Genomic DNA, 17,810 nt, shown 5'->3' with positions numbered 1-17,810 from the left:
TGTTAGGTTTTAGTTTTGTAGTAGTTTAAACTAGCGCCTTTGGAAAATAAAGCGAATACGGTAATGGTTACTCAACTGTTCGCTATTTAGGAACACTTTTTAAATTATAATTTCATGTCAAATACATTTCCCTTAGTTTCACGCCGACCAAATGATCACATTGCCTACTTGACTCACCCAATTGAAGTGATTGGATTAGAGCACCGCTTAATCAGTACAACTCAATTTGTTACGCACGTCTATCAAGTTGCAGAGTGTTTGCCAACTGGCAAATATGCAATTAACCTTTGCGAAAATCGCTATCTTTTTTTAGTGGGATTTTGCGCAGCAATTTTGCGCGGCGATGTTAATTTACTGCCCCCGAATAAAAATACCGCTACACAAAAAGAACTCAGTGAAGATTATTACGGATGCTATATCATCCACGATGGAAGCGATGCTGTGAGGGGCATGCCTGCCATTAATATTCTGAGTGTTTCTTTCGCATCAGATGTCCACCCTCAATGTTCTGTACCAATGATTGCCAATGATCAGCTCGCCTGTATAAGCTTTACATCGGGGTCTACGGGAAAGTCCAAGCCTAACCTTAAGTACTGGCATACCTTGCATCGCAGTAGCGCCATTAATTATAAGTTCATGATGCCGGATAGTCCCGCGACGGTCTATCAACTGGCGACCGTGCCCGCACAACACATGTGGGGACTTGAGACGTCTATATTGCTGTCAATGTTCAGTGATATCTGTATGAGCGATGCAAAACCGCTTTTTCCTCAAGATATTCTGGCGGGTCTTGAGATGCTCCCCGAACCCAAAATGTTGATTTCCACGCCGGTCCATTTGCGGGCACTGTGTGCCAGTGTTGAGTCTGCCAAGCCTTTACATTCCGTATTATGTGCCACTTCGCCACTCACGGCTGAGCTTGCAAAAGAAATTGAAGAAGCCTTTTCGGCACCGCTAAGAGAAGTGTATGGATGCAGTGAAGTCGGCTCGATGGCGGTGCGTCAGACCGCCGTTGATAATAACTGGTTGAAGTTTGATGAATTATTTTTTGGGCAGCAGGCAGGCACAACAACTGTTACTGCAGAACACCTGCCGGAAGCCACTGTTTTACAAGATGTTATAAAGTTTCAGACTGATAATCGCTTTGTGCTAGCCGGAAGAACGTCAGATTTGGTGAAAATTGCCGGAAAACGGGGCTCGTTATTTGCTATTAATCAGACATTATTACGCTATAAAGGACTAGAAGATGGCATTGTATTCTATCCACAGGAAGCAAATCAGGTTACACGACTGGTTGCTATTGTGGCGTTGAAAGAGGGTGTTGAAAAAGCCGAATTGCTAGCGTTCTTAAAGCAGCACTTGGACAGCGCGTTTGTGCCACGCCCGGTTTATGTGGTGGATGTTTTACCGCGGGAGCCTAACGGGAAATTGCTAAGAAAAAATGTTGATGCGCTCCATGCATCGCTAAGAAAATCGCGCATTTGAAGTAATATAGTTTAGCTTTACAGGGAGACTTATTTTCCCTGTAAAGCTAAAGCGAAGTTATATGCGCTTTATAATGAGAGAGGTGTTAATGCCACCAAAGGCAAGATTGTTACTCATAAAGTAATCAGTGGTTATCTCTCTGCACTCGTGCTGGATATAGTCTAATGGTGCGCATTCTGGGTCAATGTTATCCAGATTAAGCGTTGGCGCAAAACACTTGTCCTTCATCATGTTAATCGTTGCCCATACTTCAAATGAGCCACAAGCGCCCAGAGTGTGTCCGGTGAAACTCTTAAGCGAACTTACGGGTTTTGCCCCTAAAACTTGATAAGTTGCCTGACTTTCAACAATATCGCCGTGTTGAGTAGCTGTACCATGTGCAGACACGTAGCCTATTTGCTGAGGCGTTACCTCAGCATCTTCCATAGCTTCTATCATTACCCGGGTAACGGTTTCTAGGTTTGGTTTTACCAAGAAGGTGCCATCGGTGTTAGTGGCATAACCGCTCACTTCTGCCAGAATGTTTGCGCCTCTGGCTTTAGCGTGTTCGTACGATTCAAGGATCAGAGTACAGGCTCCTTCGCCCAAAACTAAGCCGTCACGGTCTCGGTCATAGGGGCGGGGGGTTGCCTCTGGTGTGTCATTTTTAGTACTTGCCGCAAACAGCGTATCAAATACGGCGGCTTGTGAAGGACATAATTCCTCAGCTCCACCAGCGATCATGACATCCTGTTTGCCAAAACGAATTGCTTCGTAAGCGTACCCAATGGCCTGGCTACCCGCAGTACATGCGCTCGATGTGGTATGCATACGCCCCTGGGTACCGAAGTATACGCTGATATTGACCGCAGCAGTGTGAGTCATCATACGCAAATAAGTACTGCTGTTAATGCGCGACGTTGACATGTTTTCAAGCATGGGCGCGAATTCTAATGCTGCCTGGCTGCTACCTGTCGCTGAGCCATAGGCAACTCCGGTGGCCTTTGAGCGAATGACAGGATCATCAAGCAGGTTTGCATCAGCAAGTGCTCGTTCGGTGGCCAGAACGCCCAACTGTGCAACTCTTCCCATGCTACGCTTTCTTTTCTTAGTATAGTGCGAGGGCAACTCGAAATTGTGCACAGGCGCAGCGAGGTAAGTGCCCAGACCTTCATATTTTTGCCAGTCTGGCATATAACAAACGGCAGATTTGTTAGACTCGATAGTGGCTTTGACTTGTGCCCAGTCATCGCCCAGCGCAGAAACAACGCCTGCACCAGTAATGACGACACGTCTGAAATTATGGTTACTCAAAGTACATCCTTTTTATATCTGACGGCGAAATACCGATAAACTGGCTGTCGCCAGACACTTTATTGTTTGTGAAGTTTTGTCGTAATTTTCGATGAAGCAGTCAAACGTTGCAAGCCCGTCACCGACTATCGCTTTTTCTTCGCAACGCACCGAATATTCACCTTTTTCAAAGTAACTGCACTCAGCTTTATAAGCGCGGGTCCCTAGAAGAAAGCCTAAATGGGGCGATACCAGCCCCTTTTGCAACTGATGACCGGCAATCAACGCAGCTGTTTGCCCCATATATTCAAGGCCTATCCAGGAAGGCACACCATGACCAGGTTCAAAAAAAGATGAATCCTCATCAACCAGTACTAACGATGAAGAAGACCTTTCATCGACCTTGAGCACTTTATTAATGAGTAACATAGGCGGTCGATGAGGTATTAGTTCAAACAATCGACTGTCAAAGCGTGAATCAAGCAAAACTAAACCCCTTCCTGTTTGTGGCCGGTTAACTGTGAATAATCAGTGCCGGGTTGCCAGAAGTCATAAAAATTAAAAAACTGGTATGGTGACGCAGAGCAGTGCTCCTCCAATTTATCGGCAAACTTCTGGGCATAATCGGTAAGGTCCTGCTGCCTTGTTTTGCGATTGATTTCCAGTTTGTCACACAGTTCAAAGACATCGAACAAGACTTTTTGGTTAACGTTAGGGCTGCGATAAGCAAACATCAGTTTAACCGGGCAGGCCAGCGCTTTTGCCAGCATATACGGGCCAATTGGCAGCGGCGCTGGGGCGCCCAGAAAGTTAATATTGACGGTACGGTTTATGCCACTCAGTGGAATTCTGTCTCCGGCTATAAATATCCATTCGCCAGCGTCGACTTTCTCCTTGAGCATCATAATTGTTGTGACATCGAACTCATCAACCTGAAAGACATTCATACGAGAAGCATCATTCTGGCTTTGCATCATCCTCACAAAGTTGCCTGCATGTTTGTCGTAAAGCAGAATGTTGATGACTTTATTGTGGTGGTTATAACGGTGCATAAAGCCCCGGCAAAACTCGAGATTGCCAAAGTGTGAGCCTATAATGAGTTGACCGCGTGAATCATTTAAAAGTTTATCAACGGTTTTCGGAGAGGCCAGAACAAAGTCACTTTGTTTAATTTCATCCAGCCAGCCGAGTAGCTTATCTAAGATAACTTCAGCAAAATGGTGAAAATGCAACAGCACATGATAGTAGCCCGGTTTCTTCGGCCACGCTTGTGGCTTGCATTGATAATGGGCTCTCAGATATTTAAGCGAAGCTTTGCGCTGATCTGGCCGACAGAGCACAAAGTACAGTGCTACAGGATACATGATCAGGGTAAATATCCAACGGCCGAACAAGCGGTAGAGAAAGTACACAAATCGCATGCCTGCTAGGGTGCCCGCTTCTTTGGTTTGTGACCAGTGATCCTGGTTGATATCGTTATTTTTTCCCACCACTGTCATGACTTACCAAGTAATGAACTCAGGCGGACATAAAGCAACTTGGGCAGGCGGACCAACATGCCAAACATCAGTCTGACGTGAAGTCTGATAAGCATCAGGTTGTCTTTTAGGTAGTGAAAATGCGACACGGTATTTTCGTGATAAATGACTTTGGTCTGAATAAAGTGAAGATCAATTCCTGTCCACACAGCCTTAACTAATAATTCAGGGTCAAAATCCATGCGCGGGCCGAGATAGTAATTATCAAATACGCGCTCAATCTGCTTTATCGGATACACGCGAAATCCACATAACCCGTCTTTAATTTTAAACGACAAAGTCTCTAGGGCGACCCAGAAATCTGTGATTTTGCGTCCGTATTTGCGGGCAAACGGCGCAGTTTCATCAAAGTAAGGCTGACCAGAGATAAATGAATCAGGATGCTGATTACTGTAATCAAGCAGTTTTTGCGCGTCATTAATATTGTGTTGACCGTCGGCATCGAGTTGCAATACATGGCTAAACCCCATGGCACTGGCATGGTAACAACCTGTAATCACTGAAGCACCTTTGCCGCGATTAGTCTGGTGTTGCACTAAATGAAAGTCGGGATATTCGGCCAGCAGCTTTTTCACTGTTCCAACACTCTGCTCGCCGCTGCCATCGTCAACAACAATACATGGCAGCTTGAGAGATGCTAGCGCCGGAAGAAATTTTTCAAATAACACTTCGTGTTTATAATGTGGAACGATTATGCAGTATCTCATGACGGAATAAACTTAAAACTGCCCGTAGAAAACGAGTCAGTTTCGTTAAAAAAAGTAAATTTGATGCTATGTTTTGCCGTGTTGAAACTTAATTCAAGCTGCATGGCGGTATCCGGCATCACCATGGTTTTAAATTTTATATTAGACAGTTGTTGAAAGGCATAATCCTGAACAAACAGTGCCCGGGCAATTTTACCTGCCCAATCAACCTGTACAACGCCTGGCAGTACTTTTTGTTCAGGGAAGTGGCCGTCAAACCATTTTAATTTATCTGGGACACACAATGTAATTAATACAGTATTATTAGCCGAATCAACGCTGAAGATTTGTGGCCCTTCAGAGGGCTTAAACAAGGCGTCTAAAGCCTTCGCTTGGTTACTCATTGACAATATTATGCTTCTTTTTATAGTAATTTCGGTACACCAACTCAATCACAACGAGTCCGGCAATGAGCAGGTAGGATAGTAACCCATTATATAAGGTCCATACAGCCAGACTGGCAAACCACACAGTCCAGGCCGCCACTGCACCATTAAACAACAACAGCACCCCCCATACTATGCAGAGTTTATGTAAGTAGCCTCGAGCTTGTGTTGGTGGCTGTTTGCCTCCGGCAGCGGCAAACCGTTCAATAAGGTTGCGTTTGTCATTTAGTGAAAAGAGAAATGCTAGGCCCATGCTAAGGCTCATCATCACAGGGTAGCATTTCAGCAATGTTTCACTTTCGAGAATGATAATAGCGCTGCAGAAAACTGCGATTACCGCGGTGATAAGCCAGTCGCTGCTTTGGCGCTTTGTTCCCGTCACTACAAGGCGAAATATTGCCAGTAACAACAACACCACACCAAACCAACCCGGCTCAATCGAATCGATGTTTAAGTACACTAAAAATGGATAAGCGAGGGTAGCCAGAAAAATTAACCCTGGTAGTAAATCTCTTGCGCTACGCGGTACACCACTGCTCATCAGGCTAGTACGCTTAACCTGTAATCACCCAGAATAGCCCTTTCTTCCTCATTGATATCCATTGATGCATTGTCACTTAGCATGTCTTCAAAATACGGCACCACTTTTTCCATTATGGCGATGTTCTTTGACAGTGTTTTGGCTACATCAACATTCGGCTTTTTCAGAATATCATTCAGCTCGACTAAACAAGGCACTAGGAACTGATCCATAAATACCCCTTTAGCTGGCAGGACCAAACGCTTTTTGGCACGTTCACTAAGCAGTCTTTGCATTCTTTGATTAAGCATTTGCGTTTTCATGAGATCCGGCGTGATTCTGCGCATGGTTTCAATATTGCCAATAGCATCGGTAAAGAAGAGCAGGGCGAAAACCCCCCAGTAATAGGTGTAATCCCAAACCAGTTTAACCGACATCATTTTGCGATCGCCAAAGCCACCATACTGATCTTTGTAAAGAGACAGCGTATTAGTAAAAAAGGAGTCGTAAAACTTGTGGAACAAAACACTTTCAAAGCGGATGTCCTGATCGTTAAAGTCGCGCTCGATAAGATGCGTAATAAACGTATTGTTCAGTGCAATAAAGTCGCTACCCGGTGAGTAGAATGGATCGGCGAATGCGCCGGCTTCCCCGGTCATTGCCCAGCCCTGATCACTAAACATCTGTTTACAGCCGTAGGAATAACCCTGCATCACTTTAAAGTCGAGCAACTCAGCACCCTGAATAGCTTTGACGCATAGCGGATGCTCTTTTTCGAGCCAAGCCATTGTGTCTTCAAATGATTCAATACCACTTTCAGCTAGGGCCTGATCATCCATAACAATGCCAAAGCTGGTGGCACCGGAAGCCAGTGGAATTATCCAAATCCAGTAACCCGGCCCCATCAAATGGTTGGTACTAAGCCAACGTTTGCCTGGTTCACTAACGCGGCTCTGCCAGGCCGGATCCGTAGACCACTCATCAATGATAACGCGCCTGTCAATTCGGAAAAATACCGCGTTGCCCCTATGGCCTGTTGAGCTTTGCAATTGTAACTTATTTCTCAGCAGGGCCTGACGACCGGCGGCGTCTATCAGCCAGCGAGCAGTGAAAGAAAAGGCTCCGTTGTTTTGGGTACATTCAATGGTGTGTTGTTTATCACCAAGTGATATGTCACCCAGCATGGCGCCGTCAACAATATTCACCCCTTTACTGGTGAGCAGTTCATGAAGGTAGTTTTCTAATGTACCGCGCTCAATCTGATAAGCCGGTATACCGAAAAGTTCACTTACCCCGAGCTCATCGTACTCGCTGTAATCGCCATCCACGTTGCCAAAAAATAGCCGTAGTCCGTATTTACGCAAATGCTTTTCTTTAAAGTGAGCGTCGAGGCCCAACACGTCTGTAAAGTAATGGGCGCCAATCTCTACCGTCGATTCGCCGACCTTTGCGGTGGTATCGTGGACGGGAAAAGTATTCTTTTCGATGATTGTAATGCTTAACGATGGCGTGCGGTTCAGTATTTGCAGAGCCAGGCTCATTCCGGCCAGCCCAGCGCCCGCGATGATGATATCCGTATTAATGTGTTTCATAACTTACCTACGTACGGGTGAAAGAAATTGACGTGCCCTGACTCAGGGGCATGGTCACTGACTTGCTGCCGTTTGAAGTTGTTATTAATTCTGCCAGACATAAGATCTTAGCGCTTGGATTGTCTGCGTACATTGAAGTGATGTAATCACTGTTGCTTTGTAGGGCTGGCCAGGCAAGTTGGTCTGCTGCGGTTACCTCAGCGGTAACCTCAATGCCATCTATTTCTGCGTCCGCAGGTAAAATAACCAACGAAAATGCGAAAGTCTCCTGATTACTCAGAATTGGCCTAAGGACTTCTGCTACCGGTGCATCGTAGAAAGTAACAAGCATCGGTTTGTGTTCAGTAACACACTGAATGAAGGCTTCAAGTAACGTTAAAGGGACTGATTCCTCATATCCCGCGACAGAGTTGGCTGCACTCATAGTGCCGGTGCTGATTGTCCAGTAACCTGCCGGCGCATTATGAACAGAGTTATGGAATTTAGTTGGTGATAATTCCTTATATTCAGACGCTAGGGTTTTGCACATGTAGTCGGTGAGTTCTGTATCACCAAGTCCTGATGCAAATACGCATGTAAGGGTATTCGGTTCAAGGCCGGCCGATTGGGTTGCCTGACATGAGCTCTCTACCGCAAGACGCACAGGTAATGGTGCCCGGCGACGTTCATTAGCAGGAATGATAGAAGGTTTAGGGCCTTTGTTTTTTGTTTCTGGTAATGGTTCGCCACCAAGTAATTGCTGCAGTGATTCCCAACTATTAAAGTAGCTGCCCCAGGCGCCGGCGCCTACGATTTTGCATTTTAGTTCTTTTGCTTGCATTTTATTCTGACCTGCTAAACAAGAGCGTGCAATTGTTGCCGCCAAAACCAAAAGAGTTAGTCATAACGTGCTGGCACACTTTATGTTCATCAGAAGCCTTAATTGAAAGAGATAAGGCTTCATCAAGGGTTTCGAGGTTTTTGGAGCCTGGAATGATATTGGTATTCAGGGTATCCATGGCTATGATTGCTTCGGTTATACCAGCCGCGCCGAGGGTATGTCCCATCCATGCTTTGGTTGACGAGCATCGGGTTGTATTCGGAAATAATTCAGAAATTAACTGCCCTTCGATCAGGTCGTTAGCACGACTTGAAGTACCATGTAAGTTGATATAATCAATTTCAGCAGCCTCTCGATTTGCCTGTTTTAATGCCTGAGTCATTGATAGTCTGGCTCCTAATCCTTCAGGGTGAGGATGCGACATGTGATAAGCGTCTGAACTCTCACCGTAGCCTGTCAGATTGATACCACTACCGTTACTGCTTTCTGAGGACCTTTGTAAAACGGCAAAGCCTGAAGCTTCACCAAGGTTGATACCATCACGGTACTGGTCGAAGGGCTTACATGGATTAGGAGACAGTAACTGCAGGGAATTAAAACCATGCAGTACACTTAAACACAATGTATCCACGCCACCTACCAACACGGCATCAACAATACCAGTTTCCAGCCACCGAGCTCCAGTCGCAAAGACTTTCGCTGAGGATGAGCAAGCTGTATTAATAGTGAGTGAGGGGCCGGTAATCCCTGTCAGGTGAGCCATAAACAAACTGAGAGCATGTGGATTATGAACCAAAGGCTGTTTAAATTGCTCAGTTAAGTTGCCCGACTCATCCAATTTTGTATAAGCCATTTCAGTACGGTCGATGCTTGAGGTACTTGAGCCCATGACCAGCCCCACTCTGGCTGCACCAAATTTACCAATTAGTCCTGAGACGGTCTGGCGGATAGTACCTTGTTCGAAACCCAGTGCAGCCAGCGCATTGTTGCGACTCTGCCAACGGCCTAAATCACTCACGTTGTTGACCTGTTCGACAACACCTATCCAAGTATCTAGATCTGAACCGGGAAGATTATTTTTAACAAGTCCACTTTCGTGATTTTTAAGAGAGGTTCTTAGCGTCTTGAGGTTTAAACCTGCTGCTGAGCAGGTTTCGTAGTCGATTATGTGTATTTTCATTTTCTCGTGGGTCTACGTTGGCACAGGAATTAACCTTTAACCATATTAGACTTCTTATTATTTTTTATTTTCAACAAACGCAGTTAAGCTTCTCAGTGTGGCAAACGCTTCGCGAGTACCCTCGTCTTCTGCTTTAATTTGAACGCCATACTCCTTAGAAATTGCCAGAGAGATTTCGAGTGCATCTATAGAATCTAATCCAAGTCCGTCACCGAACAGCTGCTCTTCCGGATCGATCTCTTCTGCGTCCATGTCTTCAAGATTTAAGGCCTCTACCAATAGCTGAGCCATTGTTAGTTCGGATTCTGTTTGTGTAGCCATAGTTGATACTGTCCTTACTATGATCGCTTTAAAGTGAAAAGACGGTAGTTTAAACTAATGTTACAGTAAAAACTATTCTAACGGATTGTATGTTCTCCGATTTATCTCTTTCAACTACCGCTAATGGTTTAGGCTTCAATGAGGTGATTCTCAAATATCTGAGTATCAAGCAAGTTTTGAGTAGCCATACCATCAGCAGTTTACGCGAATTACTTAGCGATGAGGAGCGTTATAGGGTGACAACTCTTCGTTCGGAAAGTCGCCGTGATTCTTTTATTGTAAGTCGTGCGGCGCTCCGTCTAATGCTAAGCAGTCTCATGAAAGAGACGAATCCAGAAGCCATTAGTTTTTCATTCAATGCAAATGGAAAGCCTGCGCTTAACCATGTTTCCAGCCTGCTTCAGTTTAATCTGTCACATTCGCATGATTACATTGTTATTGCTATCTCTAGAAATCTTCCTATTGGAGTAGACATTGAGTTGATGAAAGCCCGCTTGACAATGAGAAAAATTGCGGAAAACTATTTTCATCGCTGTGAACAAAAAGCTATTGATTACGCGCTTAAAGCCGAAGGAAACTCTGCCGCTTTGCGTTTATTCTACAAAATTTGGACATTGAAGGAAGCCTTTATAAAAGCTGATGGTAAAGGTATGGCCATACCAGGAGACTGCTTTTATTTTAATAATATTTGCCAATTTGACCCTCTTATAGCGTTTGACGGCTATGCATCTGATGAACCCCAAAATTGGCATTTTGAACATCACATCATAGACGATCTCTACAGTATCGCTTTGGCATTGGATACTTCTCATAGCAAAGGCAAGCTCATAGTTTCAAAGGAGCGCTTTACTTTCTAGTAAGCTTGTCGAATAGCTAACCTTTCGATATTTTTTGATGCTAAATATATGAAATTAGTATAAATTGAAAAACAAAAGGAGTAGCCGCTCAAAAGGAGTTTGTGGTGAATCAGGTAGTTCAATTAGTCAAAGCGGCTATAAAAAAAGCGGATGAACCAATGCTAGTGAATTGGTTTACCGATAATAAAAATATGGCGTTGCCCCAAGTTGAGTCTACTCGTTACTTTACCTTTTCCGATTATCGCACTCGTTTAAAAGCTTTTAACGAATTGCATGACTGGCACGAAGATTATCTTCATCCTTGCTTTCCGCAAATGTTGGGATTATCACAGCACATTTGCGCTTTATCGCATCCAAATTCACCATTTTCTCTTATTGGCTTAGTCCATATTGAAAATGAAATTAGGCAATATCAGCCACTCACTTGCAAAGATCTATCTTTACACTGTTACTTTGACAATATAGTGCCACATCCTTATGGCGTTCAAGTTGACATAATTATTCTAGTTAGCCAAGAGGGAGCGCGCTGTCAGACAGTGCGTAGCAGTTATCTATACAGGCTGCCTTCTATTGACGCTATTAATACAACGGAAAAATCAGAATTAATCGATACTCAAGTGGAATGGTCACCACTAATTGAGCATTCTAAATTACATTTTGAATCTGGAATTGGGCGTAGGTATGCTCAAATTAGTGGCGATTACAATCCTATTCACTTAGCGAAATGGAGCGCAAGACTAGTGGGTTTCAAAAATGTTATGGCTCATGGCAATTATGTCTTGGCATTGGCTTTATCCAAGCTGAATTATAATTGGCGTTTACCGACTGAACGAGTCGCTATCAGCAGCCATTTCAAGCGTCCAATCATTCTGCCTTCAACCGCAATCCTAAATGCGACTATGTTACCGTTGAACTTTGAAAAGTCAGTGAGATTTGAGTTGGCTAATACATCAGCCTCACGCCGAAAACGCTCAATGATGTTTGGGGAGGTAAAAGCTATTAGCGACAAGTAAATTTTCAAAGCAATACTAAAAATTTTAAAAACAAATATTTTCATAATTTTATACAAGGGAAGAAGATGATAAAAAAAATCGGATTAGTTGGCATTCTAATTGTGGCATTTGGCCTTGGTGGTTGCGCGGGTTTAGCGAATATGAAGGAAGTGCAGTTTCAAAATATGCCAGATGAGAACAAAGCTACCGTAAACTTCGTACGTCGTTCTATCCTTATGGGAGATGGTGTAAAAAGTGAAGTTTGGGACAGTGAAAATCTAGTGGGAACGCTCGCTGCTGGTCGTCTATTGCAATACCAGACTGAACCAGGAGAACATACACTTATGATCAACTTTCAAGGACATTGGGCAGTGGCGCAAGGTGTATTAGAAGCAGGCAAAAATTATTATTTAAAATTAAATATGACAGGTTGGGGACCAATTATAATTGGAGCAGCTGAGGCCAGCGATCCAAGAATTGAAGAGTGGAACGAAATGACCACTGTAATTAAAGACGACGTTAATTCTAAGCAAGTTCCACAGAAATACGTAGAAGAAGCAAAGAAAGTCCTAACCCGTATAGAAAATGGTAACGCTAACGTAACTAAAATCACTGAGCAACATGCATACTGATAGTGCATACCAATTTTAAAGTTACTCTTTTAGTACTGCGTTAAAACATGTTGCAACACAATTTGCGCAGGAGTTAACTTACCTGATTGGCAAGTTAACTCCTATTTTAATAAAAAGGAATCAAGATCTCGATACATAAAAGTAAGCTGCGTGTCAGTAATATTCAAACTGGGACGAATTGATAAGCCAATTCAAACTTAAACTATGGGTTGTTTAGCCTAAACACCACAAATATTATGGTTGTTACGCGACAGCTAACGTTAAAACTATTCAAAACAACTTTTACCTCACTTTTAGGTAGTCAATATATAATACTCAGTAAAACTGTTGTGACTGCTGCAAAATTATATCAATTTTTTCGCTTCTACAGCACTGTTAGTGATAGTGTTGTGTTTACCAATTGAACTCAAGACACATTTCAGCAGTCTAGATTAGCGCATAATCCGAATCAAAAGTCCCTAACTGATAAGAGTAAAAAGCAGAAAGGTCCCATCTTTCGTTACTTATAGCTTTTTAAAATAAAGATTTCGAACCCGACCATTAGATATCCTAAAACCATTCACTGCGCCGCTATCATCACGTTCAAACGAGATATCGCCTACTTGTGATCTGAAAAAGTCACCTTTTACTGGCGCAATATGATGATCGCTAAGACGATAATGAGAAATTTTGAGCTGATCGTTGTCCGGCGAAAAATGATAAGTAGAAGAAAGTTCAGGGCTGTAGTAACTGCCTGCAAATTGAGATAACCAGGTTTCAGTCACTTTAATTGGCGTGTAAGCAACTGACACATAGGTGTCTATGTTGTCTACTCGCACTGTCATTAGGTTTTGCTCGCCATCTTCAGTAAACTCAACGAAAATTTCGCCCTCTACATTTAGCATTTTGAAGGTGTTTTCACTCACGGGAGCGAGGGGGCTCGTATCGTCTTTGCCTCGTGAATACATGAGTCTACCATTGTCTAAATAGATCTCTCTTGAATAGGCGTCTGGCTCATTCCAATAGTGACCCACATATGTATTTAATATGTCTTCACTTAACTCAACTTTGCTAAGTTCAAAAGAATTAGGTGTTTGTTTTGGTGACATTGACTCCATAAACGCGTCAGCAATAGCATTCTGAGTGGGAGGGGTATCTATTTCTAGAAAGCGTTCAGCAATTTGCAGAGCCAATTCCCAAGGTCTTGCATCAGCGCCATTGTTCAATATAGCAATTGCTAAATTCTGCTCAGGAAATCGAGCTAAATATGAACGAAATCCTGCATCTCCGCCGCTGTGCTGAATATACTTGATGCCGTTGTAGTAACTAATGAATTGTCCGTATGCACCACCAAATGTGTCGCCGTTATTTAATGTGGCAAGCGTATTCATTTGTTTGATAATTGAAGGGCTGCCTACAGTAGGAGCGGCGAAGTTTTCCGACCATTTAAGAAGGTCTTCTGCGGTGGTAAACAAACTGGTTGCGCCGACATTTGCATAGTTCAACACACTTTTTTGATAGCCATTGTCAATTGGCTCGTAGGAATAAGCCCTGTTGCTAACAATTTTTTGATGGTCGTCATAAAATAAGCTGTTTCTCATATTTAATGGCGTGAACAGTCTTTCTTGTGTGAATTGTGCAAAGGACTTACCGCTAACTCGAGCAACAACCTCTGCTAATAGTGTGAACCCAGTATTCGAATAAAGGAACTCTTCTCCGGGTTTGAAGTTTAGTTCTTTTTGTTTCGCTACCATTTTTAATACATGTTCGGTAGTGATCACATCATCTAAACGCCAGCCAGCCATACGCAACAAATTCCATTGATCTCGCATGCCGCTGGTGTGCGATGCTAAGTGTCGTAAGGTTATGGTTTCACCAAAATCAGGTACTTCAGGTATATATTGTCGTATGTCGTCGTCAAAATTTAACTTACCTTCTTCAGCGAGTAACAAAATGGCAAAAACGGTAAATTGCTTCGATACAGATGCAACGTGAAACATGGTGTCTGGCGTAACAGGTATATCGTATTCGAGGTTTGCACTGCCATAACCTTTTGAGAAGACAACCTCTCCATCTTGTAATACGGCAACCGAGGCTCCCGGCTTGTCAATATCATCAAATTGGGCAAAGAGTTTGTCGAACTTTGAGGTTTGTTTCGCAGCGGCATCATCAGGCATTGTAGACTTTGACGAAGGTTGGCAGGCAGATATAGAGATGAGTAGTGATAAGCTAATAACTATTTTAACAGCAAGATGAGACACAATAACGATTCCTTGTTAACTCTTGTTTTTCGATATTCCCTGACGACGAGCCTTGAAAAAGTGAAAGCCGTTCAAAAGCAAATAGTAGAGTAAAACTGTTTTGGGCTATCGGCAATTATATTTTCTATGGACGTCTCACCTGTTGTACTCACTTCCTCAAAGCTTCTGCGTTCTAAAGAAAAGTGTTTAGCAAAGCTCAATACAGGCTATTTTTCAGAGTGATTTTTTGCGCTTGCGTTTATTTAACACCGCATCGCCGTCTTCTTTTGAAAGCAAGATGCTGTCTGTAATGCTAACCAATGCCAGTATTGCCATAAATACCATGGCGATGGTGAATGTTGTTATATCTGGCGTATCGGCAGATTGACCGAGGATTAACGAAGCCACCGCTATGGCCAGTGCCGACAGTGTTATTCCCAGCCCGCGATTCATTTGCATCAATATTGCCCCAAGGGTATTTGCATCGCGCATCTTATCTGGGGGAACGTCTGCAAAAGCGATGGTATTTAGCAAAGTGAGGTGCATTGAACGGGTAATGCCATTGATGAATAGCAGGGCTGCAATGTTAAAGGACGAGGTGTTAGCATCAATCATGGCCAAGGCGACAAAACCTAGCGCAATGAGTAATCCGTTAACAATCAATACCGGTTTAAAGCCAAAGGTATTCATAATCCATGTTGTAGCAGGTTTAATAGCAAGGTTACCTGCAAACAGCCACAGCAAGATAGAGCCAGCCTCTACAGGTGTATAGCCCAAGCCTAGTTGCAGCATTAGGGGAATAAGAAAAGGCGCACTGCCTAGCGCAATACGTACAACAGAACCGCCATACACTGATAAGCGAAAGGTGCGATGCTGCATTGCATCAAATGAGAAAAGCGGATTGTTTGCCCTTTTTATGTGCCACATGGCAAGGAGCATACCCACAAAACCCACCGAAATAATGGTGGCACTTGCTAATAGTCTGTCACCGTTACTGGCTAAAAACTCAATACCAGCCATAAAAAGTGCAAACCCTACGCCGGTGAGCAGAAAGCCTTTTACATCGAATGTGCTTACTTCGCCTTTTGTATTTTGAAGTAAATATGCTGAGGCAATAATCGCAATTAAGCCCAAAGGAATATTCATATAGAAAATCCATTGCCAACTGAAATGGGTGGCAATATAGCCCCCTAATACGGGGCCGAGTAACGGCGCACTCAGCGCAGGCCAGGTAATTATGGCTACCGTTTTAACTAACTTTTCTTTTGGCAGGTCACGAAGTACCACTAACCGCCCAACGGGCACCATCATTGCCCCGCCAATTCCTTGTAGTATTCTCGATAGGGTAAATTCAACCAAAGTGGTGCTTAAACCACATAGCACAGAGGCAAGGGCAAATACCCCAATGGCAGCAATAAAAATGGTTCTAGCACCAAAGCGGTCGGCCACATAGCCACTGAGGGGGATGAACAGGGTAACCGCAACTAGGTATGCCGATACACCAATTGAAAGATGCGCAGCGGGGATCCCAAAATCTGCGGCAATAACTGGGAGCGCCGTGGTGATAACCGTGGCGTCCAGAATTTCCATAAAGAGCGCCCCCGCCACGAGAAGGGCAGTGGCAGCGTCTCTATTGATTAATTTCAAAGGCGCGCACAACTCTCGCTACGCCAGTCACATTACGAGCAATGTCTACCGCAGCGGTGGCTTCTAGGATAGATAATCTGCCCATAAGAAATACTTCAGAGTCTTGTACTACTACCCTTACTTGTAATGCGGGTACACGCTCGTCAGCAACCAGCTTTGTTCTCACTTTGGATGCGAGCCAAATGTCGTTGGCTTGAGTACCTGCACCTATTGGAGTAGCAACGCGCACTTGGTTGTGTATTTTCTTTAAATAATCCACGTTTTGGGCGCGTTCAACCGCTTCGTTAATGAGCGCTTGATTTGGCGCTTGACCGGTGAGCAGCGCTACGCCGTTGTAAACATCAACCTGTAGGTTAGCTTGTTCTTTCAACGCGTCGCTTTTAGACCATTGAAACGCTACCGCATTGTCGGCATTTTGATCGTCAAGCTGGGTGCCCACGGTTCGCCGGTCGTTAGCTACCTTTGCCGCAACAGCGCCTGCAGCGCCAACCGCCACTACACAACCTTGTAAGGTCATGGAAAAAGTAATCGCTAGAATGCTTACGCATTTTGTCATTGGCTTCATAAATTAATAATTACTCGTCACCGTGATCAGCTGGGAATAAGCTATCGTCAATGCACTCGCATAAATTGTGAATGACCAGCAAATGCACTTCTTGAATTCGTGCAGTACGGTTTGACGGTACGCGAATTTCTACATCGTGCTCACTCAAAAATCCGGCCATTTCTCCACCGTCTTTACCAGTCAATGCAACTATCGTCATGTCGCGCGACAGTGCGGCTTCCATGGCGGCGGTAACGTTACGCGAGTTTCCACTGGTAGAAATAGCAAGCAGGATATCGCCGGGTTGGCCTAGCGCACGTACTTGCTTGGCAAAGATTTCATCGTAGCTGTAATCGTTGGCAATAGACGTAATTGTTGAGGTGTCGGTACTCAATGCTATAGCAGGCAGGCTAGGGCGATCTCTTTCGTAACGATTTAGCATTTCAGAAGAAAAGTGCTGTGCATCGCCAGCCGAACCGCCATTACCGCAGCTAAGCACTTTATTTCCACGAATAAGCGCTTCAACCATCATGCTCGCTGCTTTTTCAATCGACTCTGGCAAAATTTCAGAGGCAGCAATTTTGGTTTGAATACTTTCAGTAAAGTTAGCTTTAATTTGTTCAATCATACTTCTTCTCTTTTTAAGCGAGCTGCTGATAGAAAATCTTCAGCGCTGGTGGGTGCGTATGAGGCGCTTCGAATGCTAAGGCTGGCATTAGCCAATATTTTTTAGCCATTGAAGACGATTACCGTCGATAGCAATAACGTCGATCCGCAATGAGGTAGACGTTGAATTGAGACCATTATCTAACAAATAGAACTCAAACGCAGCTTGAATTCGCTGCAGTTTTTGTGCGGTAACGAATTCTGCTGCATTGCCAAATTTCGTACTCTTACGATACTTGACCTCAACACACACTATGGTATCGCCGTCTTGCATAACAATATCTAATTCGCCTCGGCGGGTGCGATAGTTTTGACAGCGTAAGGTGAGGCCTTGTTCCAACAAAAAATTGCAGGCTTGTTGCTCTGCTGCATTCCCTTGCACTAGCGACATAA

19 protein-coding genes are annotated in these 17,810 nt (G+C 44.0%); 4 read left to right on the top strand and 15 right to left on the bottom strand.

Annotation, left to right across the window (positions count from 1 at the left end; genetic code table 11):
• Positions 1–114 precede the first annotated feature (114 nt).
• Positions 115–1,485 carry an AMP-binding protein gene (locus tag O9X84_RS06350; protein WP_269518812.1) on the top strand — a complete coding sequence of 457 codons (1,371 nt, stop codon included), beginning with the start codon at positions 115–117 and terminating at the stop codon, positions 1,483–1,485.
• Positions 1,486–1,542: 57 nt separating this feature from the next.
• Here O9X84_RS06350 and O9X84_RS06345 read toward each other — a convergent pair whose 3' ends face one another.
• Genes O9X84_RS06345 through O9X84_RS06300 form a run of 10 tightly spaced genes read right to left on the bottom strand, consistent with a single transcriptional unit; the run spans position 1,543 to position 9,860 of the window.
• Positions 1,543–2,778 (bottom strand): beta-ketoacyl-ACP synthase, encoded by a 1,236-nt coding sequence (locus O9X84_RS06345; RefSeq protein ID WP_269518811.1) that lies wholly within the window; start codon positions 2,776–2,778, stop codon positions 1,543–1,545.
• A 12-nt stretch (positions 2,779–2,790) separates the two neighbouring features.
• Complete coding sequence (locus O9X84_RS06340) at positions 2,791–3,243, bottom strand: ApeP family dehydratase (RefSeq protein ID WP_269518810.1); 453 nt, start codon at positions 3,241–3,243, stop codon at positions 2,791–2,793.
• Between the two features lie 2 nt (positions 3,244–3,245).
• On the bottom strand, positions 3,246–4,256 hold the full coding sequence (locus O9X84_RS06335; protein WP_269518808.1) for an LpxL/LpxP family acyltransferase: 1,011 nt from the start codon (positions 4,254–4,256) through the stop codon (positions 3,246–3,248).
• Positions 4,253–5,002 (bottom strand): glycosyltransferase family 2 protein, encoded by a 750-nt coding sequence (locus O9X84_RS06330; protein ID WP_269518807.1) that lies wholly within the window; start codon positions 5,000–5,002, stop codon positions 4,253–4,255. The genes O9X84_RS06335 and O9X84_RS06330 overlap by 4 nt, the downstream gene beginning before the upstream one ends.
• Positions 4,999–5,385 carry an ApeI family dehydratase gene (locus O9X84_RS06325; RefSeq protein WP_269518806.1) on the bottom strand — a complete coding sequence of 129 codons (387 nt, stop codon included), beginning with the start codon at positions 5,383–5,385 and terminating at the stop codon, positions 4,999–5,001. Before O9X84_RS06325 ends, O9X84_RS06330 begins: the two co-directional genes overlap by 4 nt.
• Entirely contained in the window at positions 5,378–5,968 is a 591-nt protein-coding gene (locus O9X84_RS06320; RefSeq protein ID WP_269518805.1) for a hypothetical protein, read from the bottom strand. The genes O9X84_RS06325 and O9X84_RS06320 overlap by 8 nt, the downstream gene beginning before the upstream one ends.
• Entirely contained in the window at positions 5,968–7,539 is a 1,572-nt protein-coding gene (locus O9X84_RS06315; RefSeq protein ID WP_269518804.1) for an NAD(P)/FAD-dependent oxidoreductase, read from the bottom strand. Before O9X84_RS06315 ends, O9X84_RS06320 begins: the two co-directional genes overlap by 1 nt.
• Before the next feature lie 7 nt (positions 7,540–7,546).
• A complete protein-coding gene (locus O9X84_RS06310; RefSeq protein WP_269518803.1) occupies positions 7,547–8,359 on the bottom strand; it encodes a beta-ketoacyl synthase chain length factor in 813 nt (270 codons plus the stop codon).
• Between the two features lies 1 nt (position 8,360).
• Positions 8,361–9,539 carry a beta-ketoacyl-ACP synthase gene (locus tag O9X84_RS06305; protein WP_269518802.1) on the bottom strand — a complete coding sequence of 393 codons (1,179 nt, stop codon included), beginning with the start codon at positions 9,537–9,539 and terminating at the stop codon, positions 8,361–8,363.
• A gap of 57 nt (positions 9,540–9,596) precedes the next feature.
• On the bottom strand, positions 9,597–9,860 hold the full coding sequence (locus O9X84_RS06300; RefSeq protein WP_269518801.1) for a phosphopantetheine-binding protein: 264 nt from the start codon (positions 9,858–9,860) through the stop codon (positions 9,597–9,599).
• A gap of 89 nt (positions 9,861–9,949) precedes the next feature.
• On the opposite strand from O9X84_RS06300, the gene O9X84_RS06295 reads away from it, so the two are divergent.
• The 3 genes from O9X84_RS06295 (at position 9,950) to O9X84_RS06285 (ending at position 12,341) form a co-directional block, all read left to right on the top strand.
• A complete protein-coding gene (locus O9X84_RS06295; RefSeq protein WP_269518800.1) occupies positions 9,950–10,717 on the top strand; it encodes a 4'-phosphopantetheinyl transferase family protein in 768 nt (255 codons plus the stop codon).
• Between the two features lie 104 nt (positions 10,718–10,821).
• Positions 10,822–11,730 carry a MaoC/PaaZ C-terminal domain-containing protein gene (locus O9X84_RS06290; RefSeq protein ID WP_269518799.1) on the top strand — a complete coding sequence of 303 codons (909 nt, stop codon included), beginning with the start codon at positions 10,822–10,824 and terminating at the stop codon, positions 11,728–11,730.
• Positions 11,731–11,795: 65 nt separating this feature from the next.
• A complete protein-coding gene (locus tag O9X84_RS06285; RefSeq protein WP_269518798.1) occupies positions 11,796–12,341 on the top strand; it encodes a hypothetical protein in 546 nt (181 codons plus the stop codon).
• Positions 12,342–12,844: 503 nt separating this feature from the next.
• Here O9X84_RS06285 and O9X84_RS06280 read toward each other — a convergent pair.
• The 5 genes from O9X84_RS06280 to O9X84_RS06260 form a co-directional block, all read right to left on the bottom strand.
• Positions 12,845–14,581 (bottom strand): serine hydrolase domain-containing protein, encoded by a 1,737-nt coding sequence (locus O9X84_RS06280; RefSeq protein WP_269518797.1) that lies wholly within the window; start codon positions 14,579–14,581, stop codon positions 12,845–12,847.
• Positions 14,582–14,794: 213 nt separating this feature from the next.
• Positions 14,795–16,150: an MFS transporter gene (locus O9X84_RS06275; protein WP_269518796.1), complete on the bottom strand. Its 1,356-nt coding sequence runs from the start codon at positions 16,148–16,150 to the stop codon at positions 14,795–14,797.
• Positions 16,151–16,190: 40 nt separating this feature from the next.
• Positions 16,191–16,763: a BON domain-containing protein gene (locus O9X84_RS06270; RefSeq protein ID WP_269518795.1), complete on the bottom strand. Its 573-nt coding sequence runs from the start codon at positions 16,761–16,763 to the stop codon at positions 16,191–16,193.
• Between the two features lie 19 nt (positions 16,764–16,782).
• On the bottom strand, positions 16,783–17,379 hold the full coding sequence (locus tag O9X84_RS06265) for a phosphoheptose isomerase (protein ID WP_032097399.1): 597 nt from the start codon (positions 17,377–17,379) through the stop codon (positions 16,783–16,785).
• Between the two features lie 87 nt (positions 17,380–17,466).
• Entirely contained in the window at positions 17,467–17,808 is a 342-nt protein-coding gene (locus O9X84_RS06260; protein WP_269518794.1) for a YraN family protein, read from the bottom strand.
• Positions 17,809–17,810: the final 2 nt, after the last annotated feature.

The organism is Alteromonas sp. BMJM2 (genome assembly GCF_027257845.1).
In the GTDB taxonomy this organism is placed as follows: domain Bacteria; phylum Pseudomonadota; class Gammaproteobacteria; order Enterobacterales; family Alteromonadaceae; genus Alteromonas.
This window is presented reverse-complemented; position numbering and strand designations above follow the sequence as displayed.